Below are 16822 nucleotides of genomic sequence, written 5' to 3' on the forward strand. Positions count from 1 at the left end.
GCCGAATCCGCCACGCGTGGATACGATCAGTAAGCAGTACAGGGCGACAACGACGGAGGAGGTGCCCCATGGGAGTCCTGAAGCGGTTCGAGCAGCGACTCGAAGGTCTGGTGAACGGCACCTTCGCCAAGGTCTTCAAGTCCGAGGTCCAGCCCGTGGAGATCGCCGGCGCCCTCCAGCGCGAGTGCGACAACAACGCCACGATCTGGAACCGCGAGCGGACCGTCGTCCCCAACGACTTCATCGTCGAACTCAGCGCCGGCGACTACGACCGCCTGAGCCCCTACTCCGGGCAGCTCGGCGACGAGCTCGCGGGCCTCGTCCGCGACTACGCCAAGCAGCAGCGCTACAGCTTCATGGGCCCCATCAAGGTCCACCTGGAGAAGGCCGAGGACCTCGACACCGGTCTCTACCGGGTCCGCAGCCGCACCCTCGCCTCCAGCACCTCCCAGCCGCAGCAGCCCCAGGCCCCGCAGGGCCAGCAGGGCGGCTACGGCTACCCCCCGGTCTCCGCCCCGCCGATGCCCGCAGGACCGCCCCCGGGCGCCCCGCGCCGGCCGGCCGCGGGCGGACCGGCCCCCGTACCCGCCTCGGGAACCCCGCGGCGCCACTGGATCGAGATCAACGGCACCCGCCACCAGATCTCGCGCCCCACGCTCGTACTCGGCCGAAGCACCGAAGCCGACGTGCGGATCGACGACCCCGGCGTATCCCGCCGGCACTGTGAGATCCGGACCGGAACGCCCTCGACGATCCAGGATCTCGGGTCCACCAACGGCATCGTGGTGGACGGGCAGCACACCACCCGCGCTACGCTCCGCGACGGCTCGCGGATCGTCGTGGGCAGCACCACCATCATTTACCGGCAAGCCGAAGGGTGAAGCGGGGGCAATGTCAGAGCTGACCCTGACGGTCATGCGGTTGGGTTTCCTGGCCGTTCTGTGGCTGTTCGTCATCGTGGCCGTACAGGTCATCCGCAGTGACCTGTTCGGAACCCGAGTGACCCAGCGCGGCTCCCGCCGCGGCGGGAACACGGGTGCGCCCGCACAGTCCGGCGGACGACAGGCGGCCCCGCCGCAGCAGCGCCAGCGCCGCGGAGCGCCCACCAAGCTCGTCGTCTCCGAGGGCACCCTCACGGGCACCACCGTGGCCCTCGCCGGCCAGACGATCACGCTCGGCCGCGCCCACGACTCCACGATCGTGCTGGACGACGACTACGCGTCCAGCCGCCATGCCAGGATCTATCCCGACCGGGACGGACAGTGGATCGTCGAGGATCTCGGGTCCACCAACGGCACGTATCTCGACCGGACCCGCCTGACCACCCCGACGCCCATTCCGCCGGGCGCCCCGATCCGCATCGGCAAGACCGTCATCGAGCTGCGGAAGTAGTACGAGAATGAGCGAGCGGAGCGAGCACGCTGCGGTGATCCGTCCCACCGAGGACACGGACACGCGCGCGCTCCCGACCGGAGGGTGGGCAGTGTGGCTCGAGACCGGTTGTACCCGGAGCCGACCGGCGAGGTGCGCATGAGTCTGTCCCTGCGGTTCGCCGCCGGATCGCACAAAGGCATGATCCGCGAGGGCAACGAGGACTCCGGCTACGCCGGACCCCGTCTCCTCGCGATCGCCGACGGCATGGGCGGCCAGGCCGCCGGCGAGGTCGCCAGCTCCGAGGTGATCTCCACCCTCGTGCAGCTCGACGACGACGTCCCGGGCTCCGACATCCTCACCTCCCTCGGCACCGCCGTGCAGCGCGCCAACGACCAGCTGCGCCTCATGGTCGAGGAGGACCCCCAGCTCGAAGGCATGGGCACCACCCTGACCGCCCTGCTGTGGACCGGCCAGCGCCTCGGCCTCGTCCACGTCGGCGACTCCCGCGCCTACCTGCTGCGCGACGGCGTCCTCACCCAGATCACCCAGGACCACACCTGGGTGCAGCGCCTCGTCGACGAGGGCCGCATCACCGAAGAGGAAGCCACCACCCACCCGCAGCGCTCCCTGCTGATGCGCGCGCTGGGCAGCGGCGACATCGTCGAACCCGACCTCTCCATCCGCGAGGTCCGCGCCGGCGACCGCTACCTGATCTGCTCCGACGGGCTCTCCGGCGTCGTCTCCCACCAGACCCTGGAAGAGACCCTCGCCGACTACCACGGCCCCGGCGCCACCGTGCAGTCCCTGATCCAGCTCGCCCTGCGCGGCGGCGGACCCGACAACATCACCTGCATCGTCGCCGACGTCCTCGACACCGACAGCGGCGACACCCTCGCCGCCCAGGTCAGCGACACCCCCGTCGTCGTCGGCGCGGTCGCCGAGAACCAGCACCAGCTCTTCGACGGCGGCAACGCCATGCAGAGCGCCGCCGGCCGCGCCTCGGGCCTGGGCCGCCAGGCCCCGCCGCCCGCGGGCGCCTTCGGCCCCCCCGGCAGCGGCGAGGCGCCCGGCTACGGCTACCCCGACCAGGGCCAGGCGGCCCCGGGCGGCGGCGCGTACGGCACCTTCGGCGAAGCCGACGGCTACAACGGCGACTCCGCCTACGAGGACACGTACGACAAGCCCCGCAGCAGGCGGCGCGGCGGCAAAGGCCGCAAGTGGGCCACCCGCACCCTGACCCTGCTGATCATCGCGGGCGTCGTCGGCGGCGGCGTCTACGCCGGCTGGCGCTGGACCCAGAACCAGTACTACGTCGGCGTCAAGGGCGACCACGTCGCGCTCTTCCGCGGCATCAGCCAGAAGCTGGGCCCGCTGGAACTCTCCAAGGTGGAGACCGACCGCCCCGACATCGAACTGAAGTACCTCCCGCCCTTCAAGCGCAAGCAGGTCGAGTCGAGCATCAGCGAGGAAACCCTCCAGGGCGCCCGCGAGAAGGTCGACGAACTCGGCATCCAGGTCACCGCCTGCCAGAAGGACGAAAAGCGCCGCAACGCCGAGGCGCAGAACCAGACACCCGGCACCGACACCACGCTGACTCCCCAGGAGCAGCAAGTGGTCGGCCTGTGCGGCAAGCAGTAGACACCCGCGGGCACAGGGGGCCTGCCACACCATGAGCGTTGTCACCAACACGACCACCATCGGAGCCATCGAGCTGCCGAGCCGGCGGAACACCGAGCTCCTGCTGCTCGGCTTCGCCGTGGTCATCCCGATCTTCGCCTACGCCAACGTGGGCCTCGCGATCAACGGCAAGTTCCCCCCCGGGATGCTGCTCTACGGCCTCGGCCTCGGCGCCCTGGCCGGGATCGCGCACCTCGTCGTGCGCCGCTACGCCAAGTACGCCGACCCGCTGCTGCTGCCCCTGGCCACCCTCCTCAACGGGCTGGGCCTCGTACTGATCTGGCGCCTGGACCAGTCCGAGCGGCTGCAGACCCTCGCCAAGCGCTCCTTCGGCGGCTTCACCGAGTCCGCGCCCCGCCAGATGATGTACACGGCGCTCGCCATCGCCCTGTTCGCCGGCGTCCTGCTGGTCCTCAAGGACCACCGCGTGCTCCAGCGCTTCACCTACATCTCCATGGTGACCGCGCTGGTCCTGCTGATCCTGCCCGTCATCCCGGGCCTGGGCGCCGACGTCTTCGGCGCCAAGATCTGGATCAGCGTCGGCGGCTTCTCCATCCAGCCCGGAGAGTTCGCGAAGATCGTCATCGCGGTCTTCTTCGCCGGCTACCTCATGGTCAAGCGCGACGCCCTGGCCCTGGCCAGCCGCCGCTTCATGGGCCTCTACCTGCCGCGCGGCCGCGACCTCGGCCCCATCCTGATGATCTGGGCGATGAGCCTGCTCGTCCTCGTCTTCGAGAACGACCTCGGCACCTCGCTCCTCTTCTTCGGCATGTTCGTGATCATGCTGTACGTGGCCACCGAGCGCACCAGCTGGATCGTCATCGGCCTGCTCATGAGCGTCGGCGGCGCCGCCGTCGTCGGAGCCACCGCCAGCCACGTGAAGGTCCGCGTCACCGCCTGGCTCGACCCCTTCGCCTGCTACGGCACCTCCGGCGCCTGCGAGCAGGTCGGCCAGTCGATCATGAGCTTCGGCTCCGGCGGAGTCCTCGGCACCGGCTGGGGCCAGGGCAACTCCGACCTCATCGGCTTCGCCGCCAACTCCGACTTCATCTTCTCCACCGTCGGCGAAGAACTCGGCCTGACCGGCGTGATGGCCTTCCTCCTGCTCTACGGGCTCATCATCGAACGCGGCGTCCGCACCGCCCTCGCCGCCCGCGACCCCTTCGGCAAGCTCTTTGCCATCGGCCTCTCCGGCGCCTTCGCCCTCCAGATCTTCGTCGTCGCCGGCGGAGTCATGGGCCTCATCCCCCTCACCGGCATGACCATGCCCTTCCTCGCCTCCGGCGGCTCCTCCGTCCTCGCGAACTGGGTCCTCATCGCAATCCTCATCCGGATCAGCGACACCGCACGCCGCCCCGCACCGGCCCCCGCCCCGTCCCCCGACTCCGAGATGACCCAGGTGGTCCGCCCGTCATGAACAAGCCCCTGCGCCGCATCTCGCTGTTCTGCGGGCTGCTCATCCTCGCCCTGCTGATCCGGACCAACTGGCTCCAGTACGTCCAGGCCGAGGAACTCGGCACGCGCAAGGAGAACCGTCGGGTCCAGATCGCCCAGTACGCCACCGAACGCGGCAACATCATCGTCGGCGGCCAGCCCATCACCGGCTCCGCGGTCACCGACGGCAGCGACTACAAGTTCAAGCGGACCTACCTCGACGGCCCCCTGTGGGCACCCGTCACCGGCTACGCCTCCCAGGCGTTCGGCTCCACCCAGCTGGAATCCCTCGAAGACGGCATCCTCACCGGCAACGACGACCGGCTCTTCTTCGACCGCACCATCGGCATGTTCACCGGCGAGAAGAAGGCCGGCGGCAACGTCGTCACCACGCTCAACCCCGCCGCCCAGAAGGCCGCCTACGACAAGCTCGGCAACAAGAAGGGCGCCGTAGCCGCCATCGACCCGCGCACCGGCGCCATCCTCGCCCTCGTCTCCACCCCCTCGTACGACCCCTCCCGCTTCGCCGGCAACTCCAAGGCCGACGGACAGGCGTGGAACGAGCTGAAGGACAGCGAGGACAAGAACCTCGTCAACCGCGCCCTGCGCGAGACCTACCCGCCGGGCTCCACCTTCAAGGTCGTCACCGCCGCCGCCGCCCTGGAGAACGGCGTCGTCTCGGACATCAACGCGCCGACGGACACCCCCGAGCCGTACATCCTGCCCGGGACCAAGACCCCGATGGTCAACCACGCCGCCGGATGCGAGAAGGCCAGCCTCAACGACGCCCTGAAGGTGTCCTGCAACTCCGTCTTCGCCAACATGGGCGACAAGGTGGGGCGGGACAACATGGTGAAGACGGCGGAGAAGTTCGGCTTCAACAACACCAAGATCGACATCCCGGTCCGCGCCTTCGGCAGCGTCTACGACAAGACCATGGGCAAGGACGGCAACGCCCTGAGCTCCATCGGCCAGTTCAACACCGCCGCCACCCCGCTGCAGATGGCCATGGTCGCCTCCGCCGTCGCCAACGACGGCAAGCTGATGAAGCCCTACATGGTCGACCAGCTCACCGCGCCCAACCTCGACATCATCGAGAAGCACGAGCCGCAGGAGATGAGCCGGCCCATCTCCGCGGAGAACGCCCAGAAGCTCCAGCAGATGATGGTCAACGTCGTCGAGAACGGCACCGGCACCACCGCCAAGATCAAGGGCTCGGTCGTCGGCGGCAAGACCGGCACCGCCCAGCACGGCGAGGGCAACAAGAAGCGCCCGTACGCCTGGTTCATCTCGTACGCCGAGCTCCCCGACCACAGCTCGCCGGTCGCCGTCGCCGTCGTCATCGAGGACAGCAGCGCGGACCGCGAGGACATCTCCGGCGCCGGCCTCGCCGCCCCGGTGGCGAAGGTCGTCATGGAAGCCGTACTCAACAGCGGCAAGGGATGACGGGCGGGGCCGGACACCACACAAGAGCCGCAAGGGGCACCACGGATGTGATTCGGATCACCATTCCCGCCCGAATCCGAGCGTACGGTACCGGTCCAGTATCAGCCTGTGGCCGCGAACCGATCACAGACGATCGGCCGGTAGCCTTTGCGCGAACAGCACACCGCCGGACCACACACAGGTGCGGTCGGGACTGACGGAGAGGGCTGCACGTTATGGAAGAGCCGCGTCGCCTCGGCGGCCGGTACGAGCTGAGCCACGTGCTCGGCCGCGGTGGCATGGCCGAGGTCTACCTCGCCCACGACACCCGGCTCGGTCGTACCGTCGCCGTCAAGACCCTGCGCGCCGACCTCGCACGCGACCCGTCCTTCCAGGCCCGGTTCCGCCGTGAGGCCCAGTCGGCCGCGTCGCTGAACCACCCCGCGATCGTCGCCGTCTACGACACCGGCGAAGACTACGTCGACAACATCTCCATCCCGTACATCGTCATGGAGTACGTCGACGGCTCCACCCTGCGCGAACTCCTGCACTCCGGCCGCAAACTGCTGCCCGAGCGCACCCTGGAAATGTGCATCGGCATCCTCCAGGCCCTGGAGTACTCGCACCGCGCCGGCATCGTGCACCGCGACATCAAGCCCGCCAACGTCATGCTGACCCGCACCGGCCAGGTCAAGGTCATGGACTTCGGCATCGCCCGCGCCATGGGCGACTCCGGCATGACCATGACGCAGACCGCGGCCGTCATCGGCACCGCCCAGTACCTCTCCCCCGAGCAGGCCAAGGGCGAACAGGTCGACGCGCGCTCCGACCTCTACTCCGCCGGCTGCCTGCTCTACGAGCTCCTGTGCGTACGGCCCCCGTTCGTCGGCGACTCCCCCGTGGCCGTCGCCTACCAGCACGTACGGGAAGAACCGCAGCCCCCGTCGAACTTCGACCCCGAGATCACGCCCGAGATGGACGCCATCGTCCTCAAGGCACTGGTCAAGGACCCCGACTACCGCTACCAGTCCGCCGACGAGATGCGCGCCGACATCGAGGCCTGCCTCGACGGCCAGCCCGTCGCGGCCACCGCCGCCATGGGCGCCGCCGGCTACGGCTACCCGCACGACCAGGGCCACGGCTACGGCCAGCAGGGCTACGACCAGCCCACCACCGCCCTGCGCGCCACCGACGCCGGCCAGACCTCCATGCTCCCGCCGATGAACGGCAACGACGGCGGCTACGGCTACCCCGAGCAGGGCCACGGCGGCTACGACCAGGGCCCGCACCGCCGCCAGAGCCAGAAGAAGAGCAAGGCCTCCACCTTCCTCCTGGTCGCGGCCGGCCTCCTCGTCCTCATCGGCGCGATCCTCATCGGCCGCGCCCTCCTGGGCGACGGCGCCGACAACCGGCCGTCCGTGCCCAAGCTCGTCGGGCAGACCCTGGAACAGGCGCAGAAGGCGGGCGAGAACGTCGGCATCAAGGTGGTCAAGGGAGCCGACGAGCCCTGCGCGGACCAGCCCAAGGGCAACGTCTGCAAGCAGGACAAGGCCCCCGACACCAAGGTCGAAAAGGACTCCACGGTCACGGTGACGGTCTCCACGGGCGCGCCCAAGGTGGCGATCCCCAGCGTGACCGACCTGCTGGTGGACCAGGCCGAGGCGAAGCTGAAGGAGGCGGGCTTCCAGGTCGAGCGCAAGACCCAGGAGTCCCCCCGCGCCGCCGGCACGGTCCTGGAGCAGAACCCGAAGGCGGGCGGTGAGGCGGAGAAGAACTCCGTGATCACGCTGACCGTCGCCAAGGAAGTCTCCAAGGCCACCGTCCCGGACCTCATGGGCAAGACCAAGGAGGAGGCGGTCGCGCTCCTGACCGCGGCCAAGCTGAAGCTCGGCAGCACGACGGAGACCGAGTCCCCCGGCGCCCCGCCGAAGACGATCATCCAGCAGCAGTACGCGGCGGGTGAGCAGCTGGAGGTCGGCAAGACGGTCAACGTGACCATCGCCAAGGCCAGCCAGGCGACCACGGTCCCGGCGCCGGCCAACCGGACCCTGGGCCAGTACAAGGACGAGCTCAAGCGGGCCGGCCTGAAGCTGGGCAACATCACCGGCCCGACGGACGACAACGCGATCGTCGTCAACACCAACCCGGGCCCCGGCCAGCCGGTCAACACGGGCTCGAACGTCGACGTGTGGACGATGGCGGGCCAGCAGGACGGCGGCTTCTTCGGAGGCCTGGGCAACCGCCGCTAGGCATCCGCCCCACAGGCACGACAGAGCCCGGCCCCAGCGAGGGGCCGGGCTCTTGCGTGCCCGGTCCCCCGCTCTGCACATATCAACGAAACCCGATCGTGTCTTCATATGCCGGAAGTCGTTGATCCGTTTGGGGCGGAGCATCAGGCTCCGCCAGGGAGGGTCGGACCGTGATCGACGAATCGGTGCTGTTGGAATCCAGGACCATGCGCACGAGCGTGCTGGGCCGGACGGAAGTACTGGACAAGGTGAAGGCCCTGTCACTGCTGCCGGACGGACTGCATGTGACGACGGCCATGGTGGCGATGTACTACGAGGTCGCCGAGAACGCGATCCGGCAAGTCGTCAAGCGCCACCGCCAAGAGCTGACCGAGAACGGCATGCGCACACTCCGCGGCTCTGACCTGCAACGGTTTGAAAGTGACAACCTGTACCTTTCAAACGAGAGTTATCCACAGGGCCGCGCTCACCTGGCCGTTTACACACGCCGCACCATCCTCAACATGGCCATGCTGCTGCGCGACAGCGAGGTCGCCCGAAGCGTGCGCACGTACCTGCTGGACCGCGAGGAGTCGCCCCGGCAGCGGCCCGCACCCAACGACGTCGAGTCACTCGACGAACGGATCACCCGTCTCAGCGAGGCGAGCTTCACCAAGCTGCTCGGCAGGACCGTCGTCCCCATGCTCAACGCTCTCGTCGAAACCTCCGGCGAACACCACAGGGAACTGCTCAGCCTCCGCAACGACGTCCAGCAGATCCAGATCAAGCTCGTCGAGCACGACGTCCAGCTCAGCCGCCTCCAGCGCGGCCAGGACGTCAAGGCCCTCACCGGGATCATCGGGACCATCGACGCCATGAACTGGCGGGAGTTCGAGGAGCACGTCGCCCAGCTGCTCCGGCGCGACGGCTGCACCGACGTCGAGCTGCACGGCGGGCACGGCGGCGACCGCGGCGTCGACATCTCCGCCCGCACCGCCGACGGCCGCACGGTCGCCGTGCAGTGCAAGAACTTCGCGCCCTTCCGGCACGTGCTCAGCGGCGAGATGCAGAAGTTCCTGGGCGCTTCCAAGGTCATCCACGAGGCCGACGTGGCCCTCTACGTGGCCACGTGCGCCTTCACCCGGGAATCCCTGGCCCTCGCCGCCCAGGGAGGCGTCACAGCCGTCCACAGGGGCCTTCTGGAGGCGTGGAGCGCGGGAGTCCAGCTCCAGGTGCTGCGTTCTTCCTAAGCTGCGTCCTGCAGCTTGGGAACACCCTCACCGCAACTCCGCCGGCGGCGTCCTCTTCCCGTCCACCTTCTCCGTCCGCACCAGCTCGCCCCACACCACGTACCGGAACTTCGACGTGTACACCGGCGTGCACGTCGTCAGCGTGATGTAGCGCCCCCGGGCGGTCTTGCCCGACTCCTTCGGGACCGGGTTGATCACGTCCGTGTTGTACTTCGACGTCTGCCTCAGCTCCGCGAAGACCTTGTAGACGTACCAGGTGTCCCGCGTCTCGAAGACGATCGCGTCGCCGCTCTTCACCTTGTCGATGTCGTGGAACTTCGCACCGTGTCCGTCCCGGTGCGCGGCGAGCGTGAAGTTGCCCTTCGTCTCCCACGGCAGCGCCGACTTCACCGGCTGCGTGTAGTAGCCCGCGACGCCGTCGTTGAGGACGTCCGGGTCGGTGCCCTTCTTGACCAGCACCTCGCCGTTCTTCATCGCCGGGACGTGCAGGAAGCCCACCCCGCCCTGGACGTCCAGCGCGCCCGGCTCCGCCGGAGCGCCCGCGGCCGGGGCCGGGGCCCGCCACTGCTCGCGGATCCTGTCGCCCCGCTCCGACGCCTGTCGGTCGGCGAGGACGTTCGTCCACCACAGCGAGTACGCCACGAACAGGCCCAGCACCAGGCCGAGCGTGATCAGGACCTCGCCCAGGAAGCTCAGGAATCCGGCGAGCAGGCTGCGTTGGGGGGCACGTGAGGACACTGCTGGTTCGTCCTTAGAGCTGCTCAAGGGTCTGCGGTGGCTACGGGCTGGTCAGCGCGGGCGGCGGACCCTGGCTGCGGGGGCGTTCATCCGTCATCCTGCCCCATACGATCATCCGGTAGGTGCTGGTGAACTCGGGCGTGCAGGTCGTCAGCGTGATGTAGCGCCCCGGCCCGGTGAACCCCGAGCCCTCCGGAACCGGTTTGATCACCGATACGTTCGTCGGCGGGGTCTGCGGCAGCGACGAGGTCATCTCGTACGTGTAGTACGCGTCCCGGGTCTCGACCACCACGTGGTCCCCCGGCACCAGCCTGTTGATGTAGCGGAACGGCTCGCCGTGGGTGTTGCGGTGGCCCGCCACCGCGAAGTTGCCCGTCTTGTCGCCCGGCATCGCCGTCTTCAGCGCGCCCTCGCCGTAGTGCCCGACCATCCCCTTGTCGAGGACCTTCGGCTTGCTGACGCCCTCCGCGACCGGCACCTTCAGGTCCAGCTTCGGGATGTACAGGATCGCGAAGCCCTGGCCCGGCTCGAAGGCCGTCACGGGCGGCGCGGCGGCCCCCGCGGACGTACCCGCGCCGCCCGCGCCCGGGGCCTTCTGCCACGTCTGCTGGAGCGAGCCCGCGGCGCCGTCCGCCGTCCGCTGGGCCAGGAGGTTCGTGTACCAGAGCTGGTAGGCGACGAAGAGCAGCATCACCAGCCCGAGCGTGATGAACAGCTCCCCGCCCAGCCGGCTCAGGACGATCACCGGGCCGCCCGACGCGGGCCGCCTGCGCCGCCGCCCGCCCCGCCTCCTGCTCTGTCTGGCGGAGCGTTTGGCGGCCTCCTGTGCCGCCCTGCGTCGCGCGGCCCGGCCCTCCGTGGGCGCGGACGGCGCGACCGCGGTCACGCGACGGCCTTGCCCACCACCGGGGCGAGCCCCACCGAGCGCTCCACCGCACCCGCGTCACCGCAGCGCACCAGCCAGTTCGCGAGCATCCGGTGGCCCCACTCCGTCAGCACCGACTCGGGGTGGAACTGCACGCCCTCGACGTCGTGCTCGCGGTGGCGCAGACCCATGATGATGCCGTCCTCCGTCCGCGCCGTGACCTCCAGCGAGTCCGGCAGGGTCGGCGGCTCGGCGGCCAGCGAGTGGTAGCGGGTCGCGGTGAAGGGCGAGGGCAGCCCGGCGAAGACGCCCAGGCCCTCGTGGACCACCGGGGAGGTCTTGCCGTGCAACAGCTCCGGCGCCCGGCCCACGACACCGCCGTAGGCGACCGCCATGGACTGCATGCCGAGGCACACGCCGAAGACGGGGACGCCCGTGTCCGCGCAGTGGCGGACCATGTCGATGCAGACGCCCGCCTCCTCCGGCGTGCCGGGACCCGGCGAGAGCAGCACCCCGTCGAAACCGTCCTGCGCGTGGGAGAGCTCGACCTCGTCGTTGCGCAGCACCTCGCATTCGGCCCCGAGCTGGTAGAGGTACTGGACCAGGTTGAAGACAAAGCTGTCGTAATTGTCCACGACCAGAATGCGCGCGCTCAAGGAGTGACTCCCGATCCCTCGTCCACCGTCACGTCATTGAACGGAAGGAGCGGCTCGGCCCAGGGGAAGACGTACTGGAAGAGCACGAAGACCACCGCGAGGACCAGCACGAGCGAGATCAGCGCGCGTACCCACGCGTTTCCCGGCAGATGGCGCCAGATCCAGCCGTACATGCCGCCTGTTTCCTTTTCGTCCACGTATGTTCCACGCACCGCGGAGGGCGGTACGCCAACAGACTAAAGGCAGCGGCCCGACGGGGTGGGTCAGCCGGTCAAACCCTCCGGCTTGCCCTCTCCCACGGGTCGCGTGCCGGTCAGTTCCGCCCATACGACGAGGCGGTGGCTGTGCCCCCATTCCGGGTCGCAGGTGGTCAGGGTCAGATAGCGGCCCGGGGTCGTGAACGGTGATTTCCCCGGCACCGGGTCGACCACGGCGACGTCGGTCGGCAGGGTGCGCAGGGGGCCGCCGCGCACGGTGTACGTGTACCAGGCGGAGGCGTCCTTGAGGATCACCTCGTCGCCCGGACGCAGCTCGGGGAAGTCCTTGAAGGGGTCGCCGTAGGTGCGGCGGTGTCCGGCCACGGAGAAGTTGCCGGTGGCGCCGAGGCGGGCGGTGCCGGAGTAGTGGCCGAGGCCCTTCTTCAGCACGTCCGGGTCGGTGCCCTCCAGGACGGGCTTGTTCCAGTCGCGGCCAAGGCGCGGGATGTACATCTCGGCGAAGGCCTTGCCCGCCGGGTAGCCCTCGGGCGCCGGAGCCGCGGGCGGCGCCGGCTGCTGCTGCGCGGCCGACGGGGACGGGGAAGGGGACGGCGAAGGCGCGGGTGCGGCCGCCGGGGCCGCCGCCCAGCGGTCGCGCAGGGCCGACATCTCCCCGTCCATGGCCCGGTCGGCCTTGACCCCGGTCCAGAACAGCACGTACGCCACGAACAGCACGATCAGGGTGCCCGCGGTCAGGCACACCTCGCTGAACGTCCGCACCACCAGGCGCAGTACGACGTCAGGACTGACTGGTCTCGGGGGAAGGGGCGACCGGCTTCGCATAGTGGAGGTCCACTGTGCCGGAGTAACCCGGAAGTGTCAGCGCCTTGTGCTCGTCCACTTTCCAGCCGAGTCCGTAGGCGTTCACGTACAGCTGGTAGTTCTGCAGGGCCGGCGAGGCCGCCAGCGCCTTGCGCAACGCGCCCGGGTCGCCGACCGCCGACACCTTGTAGGGAGGGGAGTAGACCCGGCCCTGGAGGATCAGGGTGTTGCCCACGCAGCGCACCGCGCTGGTGGAGATCAGCCGCTGGTCCATGACCTGGATGCCCTGGGCGCCGCCCTGCCACAGGGCGTTCACCACGGCCTGGAGGTCCTGCTGGTGGATCACCAGGTCGTTGGGCTGCGGCTCGGGCACGTTGGGGATGCGGGCGGTGGCGTTCGGCGGGGCGTCGTTCAGGGTGACCGTCAGGCCCTTGCCGGACAGTTCCTCGGTGCCCGAGGCCGCGCGCAGGGCGGCGAGCTTGGCGTCTTCCGCCTTGGTGCTGCCGTCGTCACGGTCGGCGAGGGCGTCCACCTTGTCGCGTACCGGTTCGAGGCTCTGCTCCAGCTCGGCGTTGTCCTGGCTGCGCTCGTGGATGAGGTCCGACAGCTTGAGCATCGAGGCGTCGGTCCGGATGTTCGTACCCTTGGAGGTGTTGAAACTGGTGACGAAGAGCAGGCCGGCCAGGGCGAACACGGCAGCCGTCAGCAACCGGACCGTTCCGGCCCTGCGTCGGGGACCCGCGGAGGAGTCGTCGGAATTGCTCAACGTACCCTTCTCCTTCAACGCCACAGGTCCACTACGCTAACGGACGCCCGGGGCAGGCAAGGTCCCCAGCCCATCGACAGGAGAGCCCCTCGTGCCGAAGTCACGTATCCGCAAGAAGGACGACTACACCCCGCCGCCCACCCGGCAGCCGCAGAGCATTCGGCTGACGAACCGCAGCTGGGTCGCTCCGGTCATGCTGGCGCTCTTCCTCATCGGACTCGCGTGGATCGTCGTCTTCTACGTGACCGAGACCCGCATGCCCATCGAATCGCTGGGCAATTGGAACATTGTAGTCGGATTCGGATTTATCGCGGCGGGATTCGGCGTCTCCACGCAGTGGAAGTAGCACCGATCGCCCTCCGGTGGAAGCTCTCCCCATGAGTTATCCACAGCGTCATCCACACCTGAGGAAAAGACAGAAGATCTGTGGATAACTCTGTGGAGGGTTGACGCCGGTGTGATCAGGTGAGTTCTGCCGTACGGAGCAGGATCACCGCCGCCGCCAGCACGAACACCACCGCGCAAGTGCCCCACTGGACCAGTGCGCGGTTCCTGCCGGTGGCGGGCCACAGCATGGCCAGACCGAGCACCGCTCCCGTGATCAGGCCGCCCACATGGGCCTGCCAGGAGATGGACAGGGCCCCGCCGAACGGCACGAAGGTCAGCACCAGCATCAGCACGACCATCACGATCACCGGCCGCATCTCGTAGCGCAGCCGACGTGCCAGGACGACGGTCGCGCCGAGCAGGCCGAAGATGGCGCCGGACGCGCCGAGGGTCGGGGTGTTCGACGGGGTCAGCAGGTAGACCAGGGCACTGCCGCCCAGGCCCGAGAGCAGGTAGACGGCCAGGTAGCGGGCCCGTCCCAGCGCTGCCTCCAGCGGGCCGCCGATGAACCACAGCCCGATCATGTTCCCGACCAGGTGCCACCACTCGACGTGCAGGAACACCGAGGTCAGCAGCCGGTGGTACTGGCCGGTGGAGATCCCCTCGATGGGGGCGCCGGGGAACTCGCGGTAGCGGCCGAGCAGCTCCAGTTGGATGACGACGGCCGGGGCGATCAGCCCCACGAAGAACACCGCCACGTTGATCCCGATCAGGATCTTGGTGACCAGCTGGGGATCGGCGGCGACCACCCCGCCCGCGAGGTTGCGCGGCGCGTTCGCGGCGGGGCGGTGCCCGGTGCCGGAACCCTCACGGACGCATTCGGGGCACTGGAAGCCGACCGAGGCGCTGATCATGCACTCGGGGCAGATGGGGCGCTCGCAGCGGGTGCAGCTGATTCCCGTGTCGCGTTCCGGGTGGCGGTAGCAGCGCGGCAGTCGGCCGGTGTCCATCGGTTCCCCCGAGGTCGTTGGTTCAGCGCTTCTCGATGACGACGGACTTGATCACCACGTCCTCCACCGGCCGCTCGGTCCGCGGGTTCGTGGCGCTGGACGCGATGGCGTGCACGACCTGCCGGCTCGCCGGGTCGGTGACCTCGCCGAAGATCGTGTGCTTGCGGGTGAGCCAGGCGGTGGGCGCGACCGTGATGAAGAACTGCGAGCCGTTGGTGCCCGGACCGGCGTTGGCCATGGCGAGCAGGTAGGGCTTGGTGAAGGCCAGGTCGGGGTGGAACTCGTCGGCGAACTGGTAGCCGGGGCCGCCGGTGCCGTTCCCGAGCGGGTCACCGCCCTGGATCATGAAGCCGCTGATGACGCGGTGGAAGACGGTGCCGTCGTAGAGCGGGTCGGTGGTCTTCTGGCCGTCCGTGGGACGGGTCCACTCCCGCTCGCCGGTGGCGAGCTCCACGAAGTTGCGGACGGTCTTCGGGGCGAAATTCGGCAGCAGCTCGATCTCGATGTCGCCTTGGCTGGTCTTCAGGGTGGCGTAGAGCTTCTCGGCCACGGATCTGCCTTCCATAGTCATCACTGTCGGTCCAGATGGTCGCACGGAGGGCTGTACGGCACAGAAATCCTCCACCCGTATGCCCTGTCGCGCATGCCGGGAGGCCTTATGCCAGGCATGATCCGGTAAAGGGTGGAAAGGTGAGCTGTGTCCACCGCCGAGGAGGAGGTTCCAGTGACCCGCAAGGACATGCACCTGGCCGCCGAGCATGCCAGGGAAGCCGTGAAGTACGCGGCGGAAGCAGTGGCGCCGTATGCCGGATCCGCCAGGGACGCGGCGGTGCAGTACGCGCACGAAACGAATGAGTTCCTGGCGCCGAAGGTGTCAACCGCCGCCCAGGAGGCCGCGCGGCAGGCGCGCGCGACGTACGAATGCCACGTGCAGCCCCGGATCAGGGCCGCGCGCACGCACGTGCCGCCGAACGTCGACCGGGCCGCGACGAGGGCCGTCGAGCAGACGCGGCTGGCGGCTCGCCAGGCCGCCGATTACACGCAGCCTCGCATCGAGAGCGCGATCGCGGCGGCCACCCCGGTGGCCGAGGAGGCGGCTTCGCGGTCGGTGGCGGCCCTGGCGGCGTTGCGCGGTCAGGTGTCGGCCAAGGAGGTGCAGCAGCTGGTGCGGCGCCACGAGCGCCGGGCGTGTGCGGGCAAGTGGGTCAAGGGCTTCGTGATCGCCGGTGTGGTCGCGATCGGCGCCTTCGCGGCGTGGAAGTGGTGGGACCAGCAGGCGAACCCGGACTGGCTCGTCGAACCGCCGGCGGCGACGGAGCTGTCGGCGAGCGACGCCGAACCGGCGAGCTTCGACGACGAGTTGGCGGAGAAGGAGCGCGAGGCGGGGTCGTCCTTCGACGACGAGCAGACCTGACGGACCGCAGCGCACGGGCGAGGGGCCCGGATCCGATGGGATCCGGGCCCCTCGCCCGTTTCGTCGGCCGCGCCCTCAACTGGGGAGGGTGAGGATCTGGCCCGGGCGGATGAGGTCGGGGTTGGCGCCGATGACGCCCCTGTTCATCGCGTAGAGCTCGCGCCAGCGGGCCTCGTTGCCCAGCTCGCGGCGGGCGATCGCGGAGAGCGAGTCGCCGGCCTGGACGGTGTAGGTGCGCTTCTTGGCCGCGGCCGGCGGCTTGGACGCCGGCGCCGCGGGGACGGCCTTGTGCGCGGCGGACATCGGGGTCGGGGTGTGCGGGGCGCCCGGCACGGCGCCCGCGGCCATGGGCTTCGGCGGCATGGGGGTGGGGCCGGGTGCGACGGGCACGGCCTTGTGCGCGGCCGACCCCGGGGTCGGGGCCGCGGGCTTGGGGGGCGCGGGCTTGGGAGGAGCCGGCTTGGGGGGAGCGGCGGCGGCCATGCGCTCGGCGGCGGCCCGGGTGGCCGAGGCGGCGTCGGCCGCCTGGCTCTCCATCCGGTGCTCGCCCTGCCCCTTCGCCTTCTCGGCGGCCTCGTCGTGCTTCTTCTTGTCGGACTTCAGGAAGTCGAAGAGTCCCATGTCTGTACGCCTCCGGCG

The 16822-nt window shown here is 69.5% G+C and carries 17 protein-coding genes and 1 pseudogene; 9 read left to right on the forward strand and 9 right to left on the reverse strand.

What is annotated here, in order from left to right; translation table 11 throughout:
- The first annotated feature begins 68 nt into the window (after positions 1–68).
- The 7 genes from ACFYZL_RS15505 to ACFYZL_RS15535 all read left to right on the forward strand — a co-directional run bounded on the left by ACFYZL_RS15505 (position 69) and on the right by ACFYZL_RS15535 (position 9388).
- Positions 69–881: an FhaA domain-containing protein gene (locus tag ACFYZL_RS15505; protein ID WP_384732370.1), complete on the forward strand. Its 813-nt coding sequence runs from the start codon at positions 69–71 to the stop codon at positions 879–881.
- A 10-nt stretch (positions 882–891) separates the two neighbouring features.
- Positions 892–1392, forward strand: coding sequence for an FHA domain-containing protein (locus ACFYZL_RS15510; RefSeq protein WP_384752680.1), 501 nt, complete (start codon positions 892–894; stop codon positions 1390–1392).
- 138 nt (positions 1393–1530) lie between these two features.
- On the forward strand, positions 1531–3012 hold the full coding sequence (locus ACFYZL_RS15515; protein ID WP_384752677.1) for a PP2C family protein-serine/threonine phosphatase: 1482 nt from the start codon (positions 1531–1533) through the stop codon (positions 3010–3012).
- Between the two features lie 31 nt (positions 3013–3043).
- Entirely contained in the window at positions 3044–4468 is a 1425-nt protein-coding gene (locus ACFYZL_RS15520) for an FtsW/RodA/SpoVE family cell cycle protein (RefSeq protein ID WP_384752675.1), read from the forward strand.
- The gene (locus ACFYZL_RS15525; RefSeq protein ID WP_384752672.1) at positions 4465–5931 is read left to right on the forward strand and encodes a peptidoglycan D,D-transpeptidase FtsI family protein; all 1467 of its coding nucleotides are present in this window, start codon (positions 4465–4467) and stop codon (positions 5929–5931) included. Before ACFYZL_RS15520 ends, ACFYZL_RS15525 begins: the two co-directional genes overlap by 4 nt.
- Before the next feature lie 215 nt (positions 5932–6146).
- Positions 6147–8159 carry a Stk1 family PASTA domain-containing Ser/Thr kinase gene (pknB, locus tag ACFYZL_RS15530; RefSeq protein ID WP_388679293.1) on the forward strand — a complete coding sequence of 671 codons (2013 nt, stop codon included), beginning with the start codon at positions 6147–6149 and terminating at the stop codon, positions 8157–8159.
- A gap of 170 nt (positions 8160–8329) precedes the next feature.
- Positions 8330–9388 carry a restriction endonuclease gene (locus tag ACFYZL_RS15535; protein WP_388679296.1) on the forward strand — a complete coding sequence of 353 codons (1059 nt, stop codon included), beginning with the start codon at positions 8330–8332 and terminating at the stop codon, positions 9386–9388.
- A gap of 27 nt (positions 9389–9415) precedes the next feature.
- Here ACFYZL_RS15535 and ACFYZL_RS15540 read toward each other — a convergent pair whose 3' ends face one another.
- The 6 genes and pseudogenes from ACFYZL_RS15540 to ACFYZL_RS15565 form a co-directional block, all read right to left on the reverse strand.
- Positions 9416–10126 (reverse strand): class E sortase, encoded by a 711-nt coding sequence (locus ACFYZL_RS15540; protein WP_388679299.1) that lies wholly within the window; start codon positions 10124–10126, stop codon positions 9416–9418.
- A 40-nt stretch (positions 10127–10166) separates the two neighbouring features.
- Positions 10167–11045: pseudogene (locus ACFYZL_RS15545) on the reverse strand (class E sortase); the annotation flags it as partial.
- Positions 11009–11647, reverse strand: coding sequence for an aminodeoxychorismate/anthranilate synthase component II (locus tag ACFYZL_RS15550; protein ID WP_376657434.1), 639 nt, complete (start codon positions 11645–11647; stop codon positions 11009–11011). The gene ACFYZL_RS15550 and the pseudogene ACFYZL_RS15545, both read right to left, overlap by 37 nt.
- Positions 11644–11844 carry a hypothetical protein gene (locus tag ACFYZL_RS15555; protein ID WP_329391308.1) on the reverse strand — a complete coding sequence of 67 codons (201 nt, stop codon included), beginning with the start codon at positions 11842–11844 and terminating at the stop codon, positions 11644–11646. Before ACFYZL_RS15555 ends, ACFYZL_RS15550 begins: the two co-directional genes overlap by 4 nt.
- Positions 11845–11910: 66 nt before the next feature.
- Positions 11911–12687 carry a class E sortase gene (locus ACFYZL_RS15560; protein WP_388679302.1) on the reverse strand — a complete coding sequence of 259 codons (777 nt, stop codon included), beginning with the start codon at positions 12685–12687 and terminating at the stop codon, positions 11911–11913.
- Positions 12644–13432, reverse strand: a complete 789-nt coding sequence (locus tag ACFYZL_RS15565) for a DUF881 domain-containing protein (RefSeq protein ID WP_384752661.1) — start codon at positions 13430–13432, stop codon at positions 12644–12646. Before ACFYZL_RS15565 ends, ACFYZL_RS15560 begins: the two co-directional genes overlap by 44 nt.
- Positions 13433–13523: 91 nt before the next feature.
- On the opposite strand from ACFYZL_RS15565, the gene crgA reads away from it, so the two are divergent.
- Positions 13524–13778 (forward strand): cell division protein CrgA, encoded by a 255-nt coding sequence (gene crgA, locus ACFYZL_RS15570; RefSeq protein ID WP_384586085.1) that lies wholly within the window; start codon positions 13524–13526, stop codon positions 13776–13778.
- Positions 13779–13893: 115 nt separating this feature from the next.
- Here the strand turns inward: crgA and ACFYZL_RS15575 are convergent, their stop codons facing one another.
- Together ACFYZL_RS15575 and ACFYZL_RS15580 are read right to left on the reverse strand one after the other, a co-directional pair.
- A complete protein-coding gene (locus tag ACFYZL_RS15575) occupies positions 13894–14769 on the reverse strand; it encodes a rhomboid family intramembrane serine protease (RefSeq protein ID WP_384752658.1) in 876 nt (291 codons plus the stop codon).
- Positions 14770–14791: 22 nt separating this feature from the next.
- Positions 14792–15319 (reverse strand): peptidylprolyl isomerase, encoded by a 528-nt coding sequence (locus tag ACFYZL_RS15580; protein WP_376657449.1) that lies wholly within the window; start codon positions 15317–15319, stop codon positions 14792–14794.
- A gap of 174 nt (positions 15320–15493) precedes the next feature.
- On the opposite strand from ACFYZL_RS15580, the gene ACFYZL_RS15585 reads away from it, so the two are divergent.
- Positions 15494–16183, forward strand: a complete 690-nt coding sequence (locus tag ACFYZL_RS15585) for a DUF5324 family protein (RefSeq protein ID WP_388679307.1) — start codon at positions 15494–15496, stop codon at positions 16181–16183.
- Positions 16184–16258: 75 nt separating this feature from the next.
- Here ACFYZL_RS15585 and ACFYZL_RS15590 read toward each other — a convergent pair whose 3' ends face one another.
- Positions 16259–16804, reverse strand: a complete 546-nt coding sequence (locus tag ACFYZL_RS15590) for a LysM peptidoglycan-binding domain-containing protein (protein ID WP_384747902.1) — start codon at positions 16802–16804, stop codon at positions 16259–16261.
- Positions 16805–16822 lie beyond the last annotated feature (18 nt).

It is taken from the genome of Streptomyces sp. NPDC001717, from assembly GCF_042892775.1.
Classification (GTDB): Bacteria; Actinomycetota; Actinomycetes; order Streptomycetales; family Streptomycetaceae; genus Streptomyces.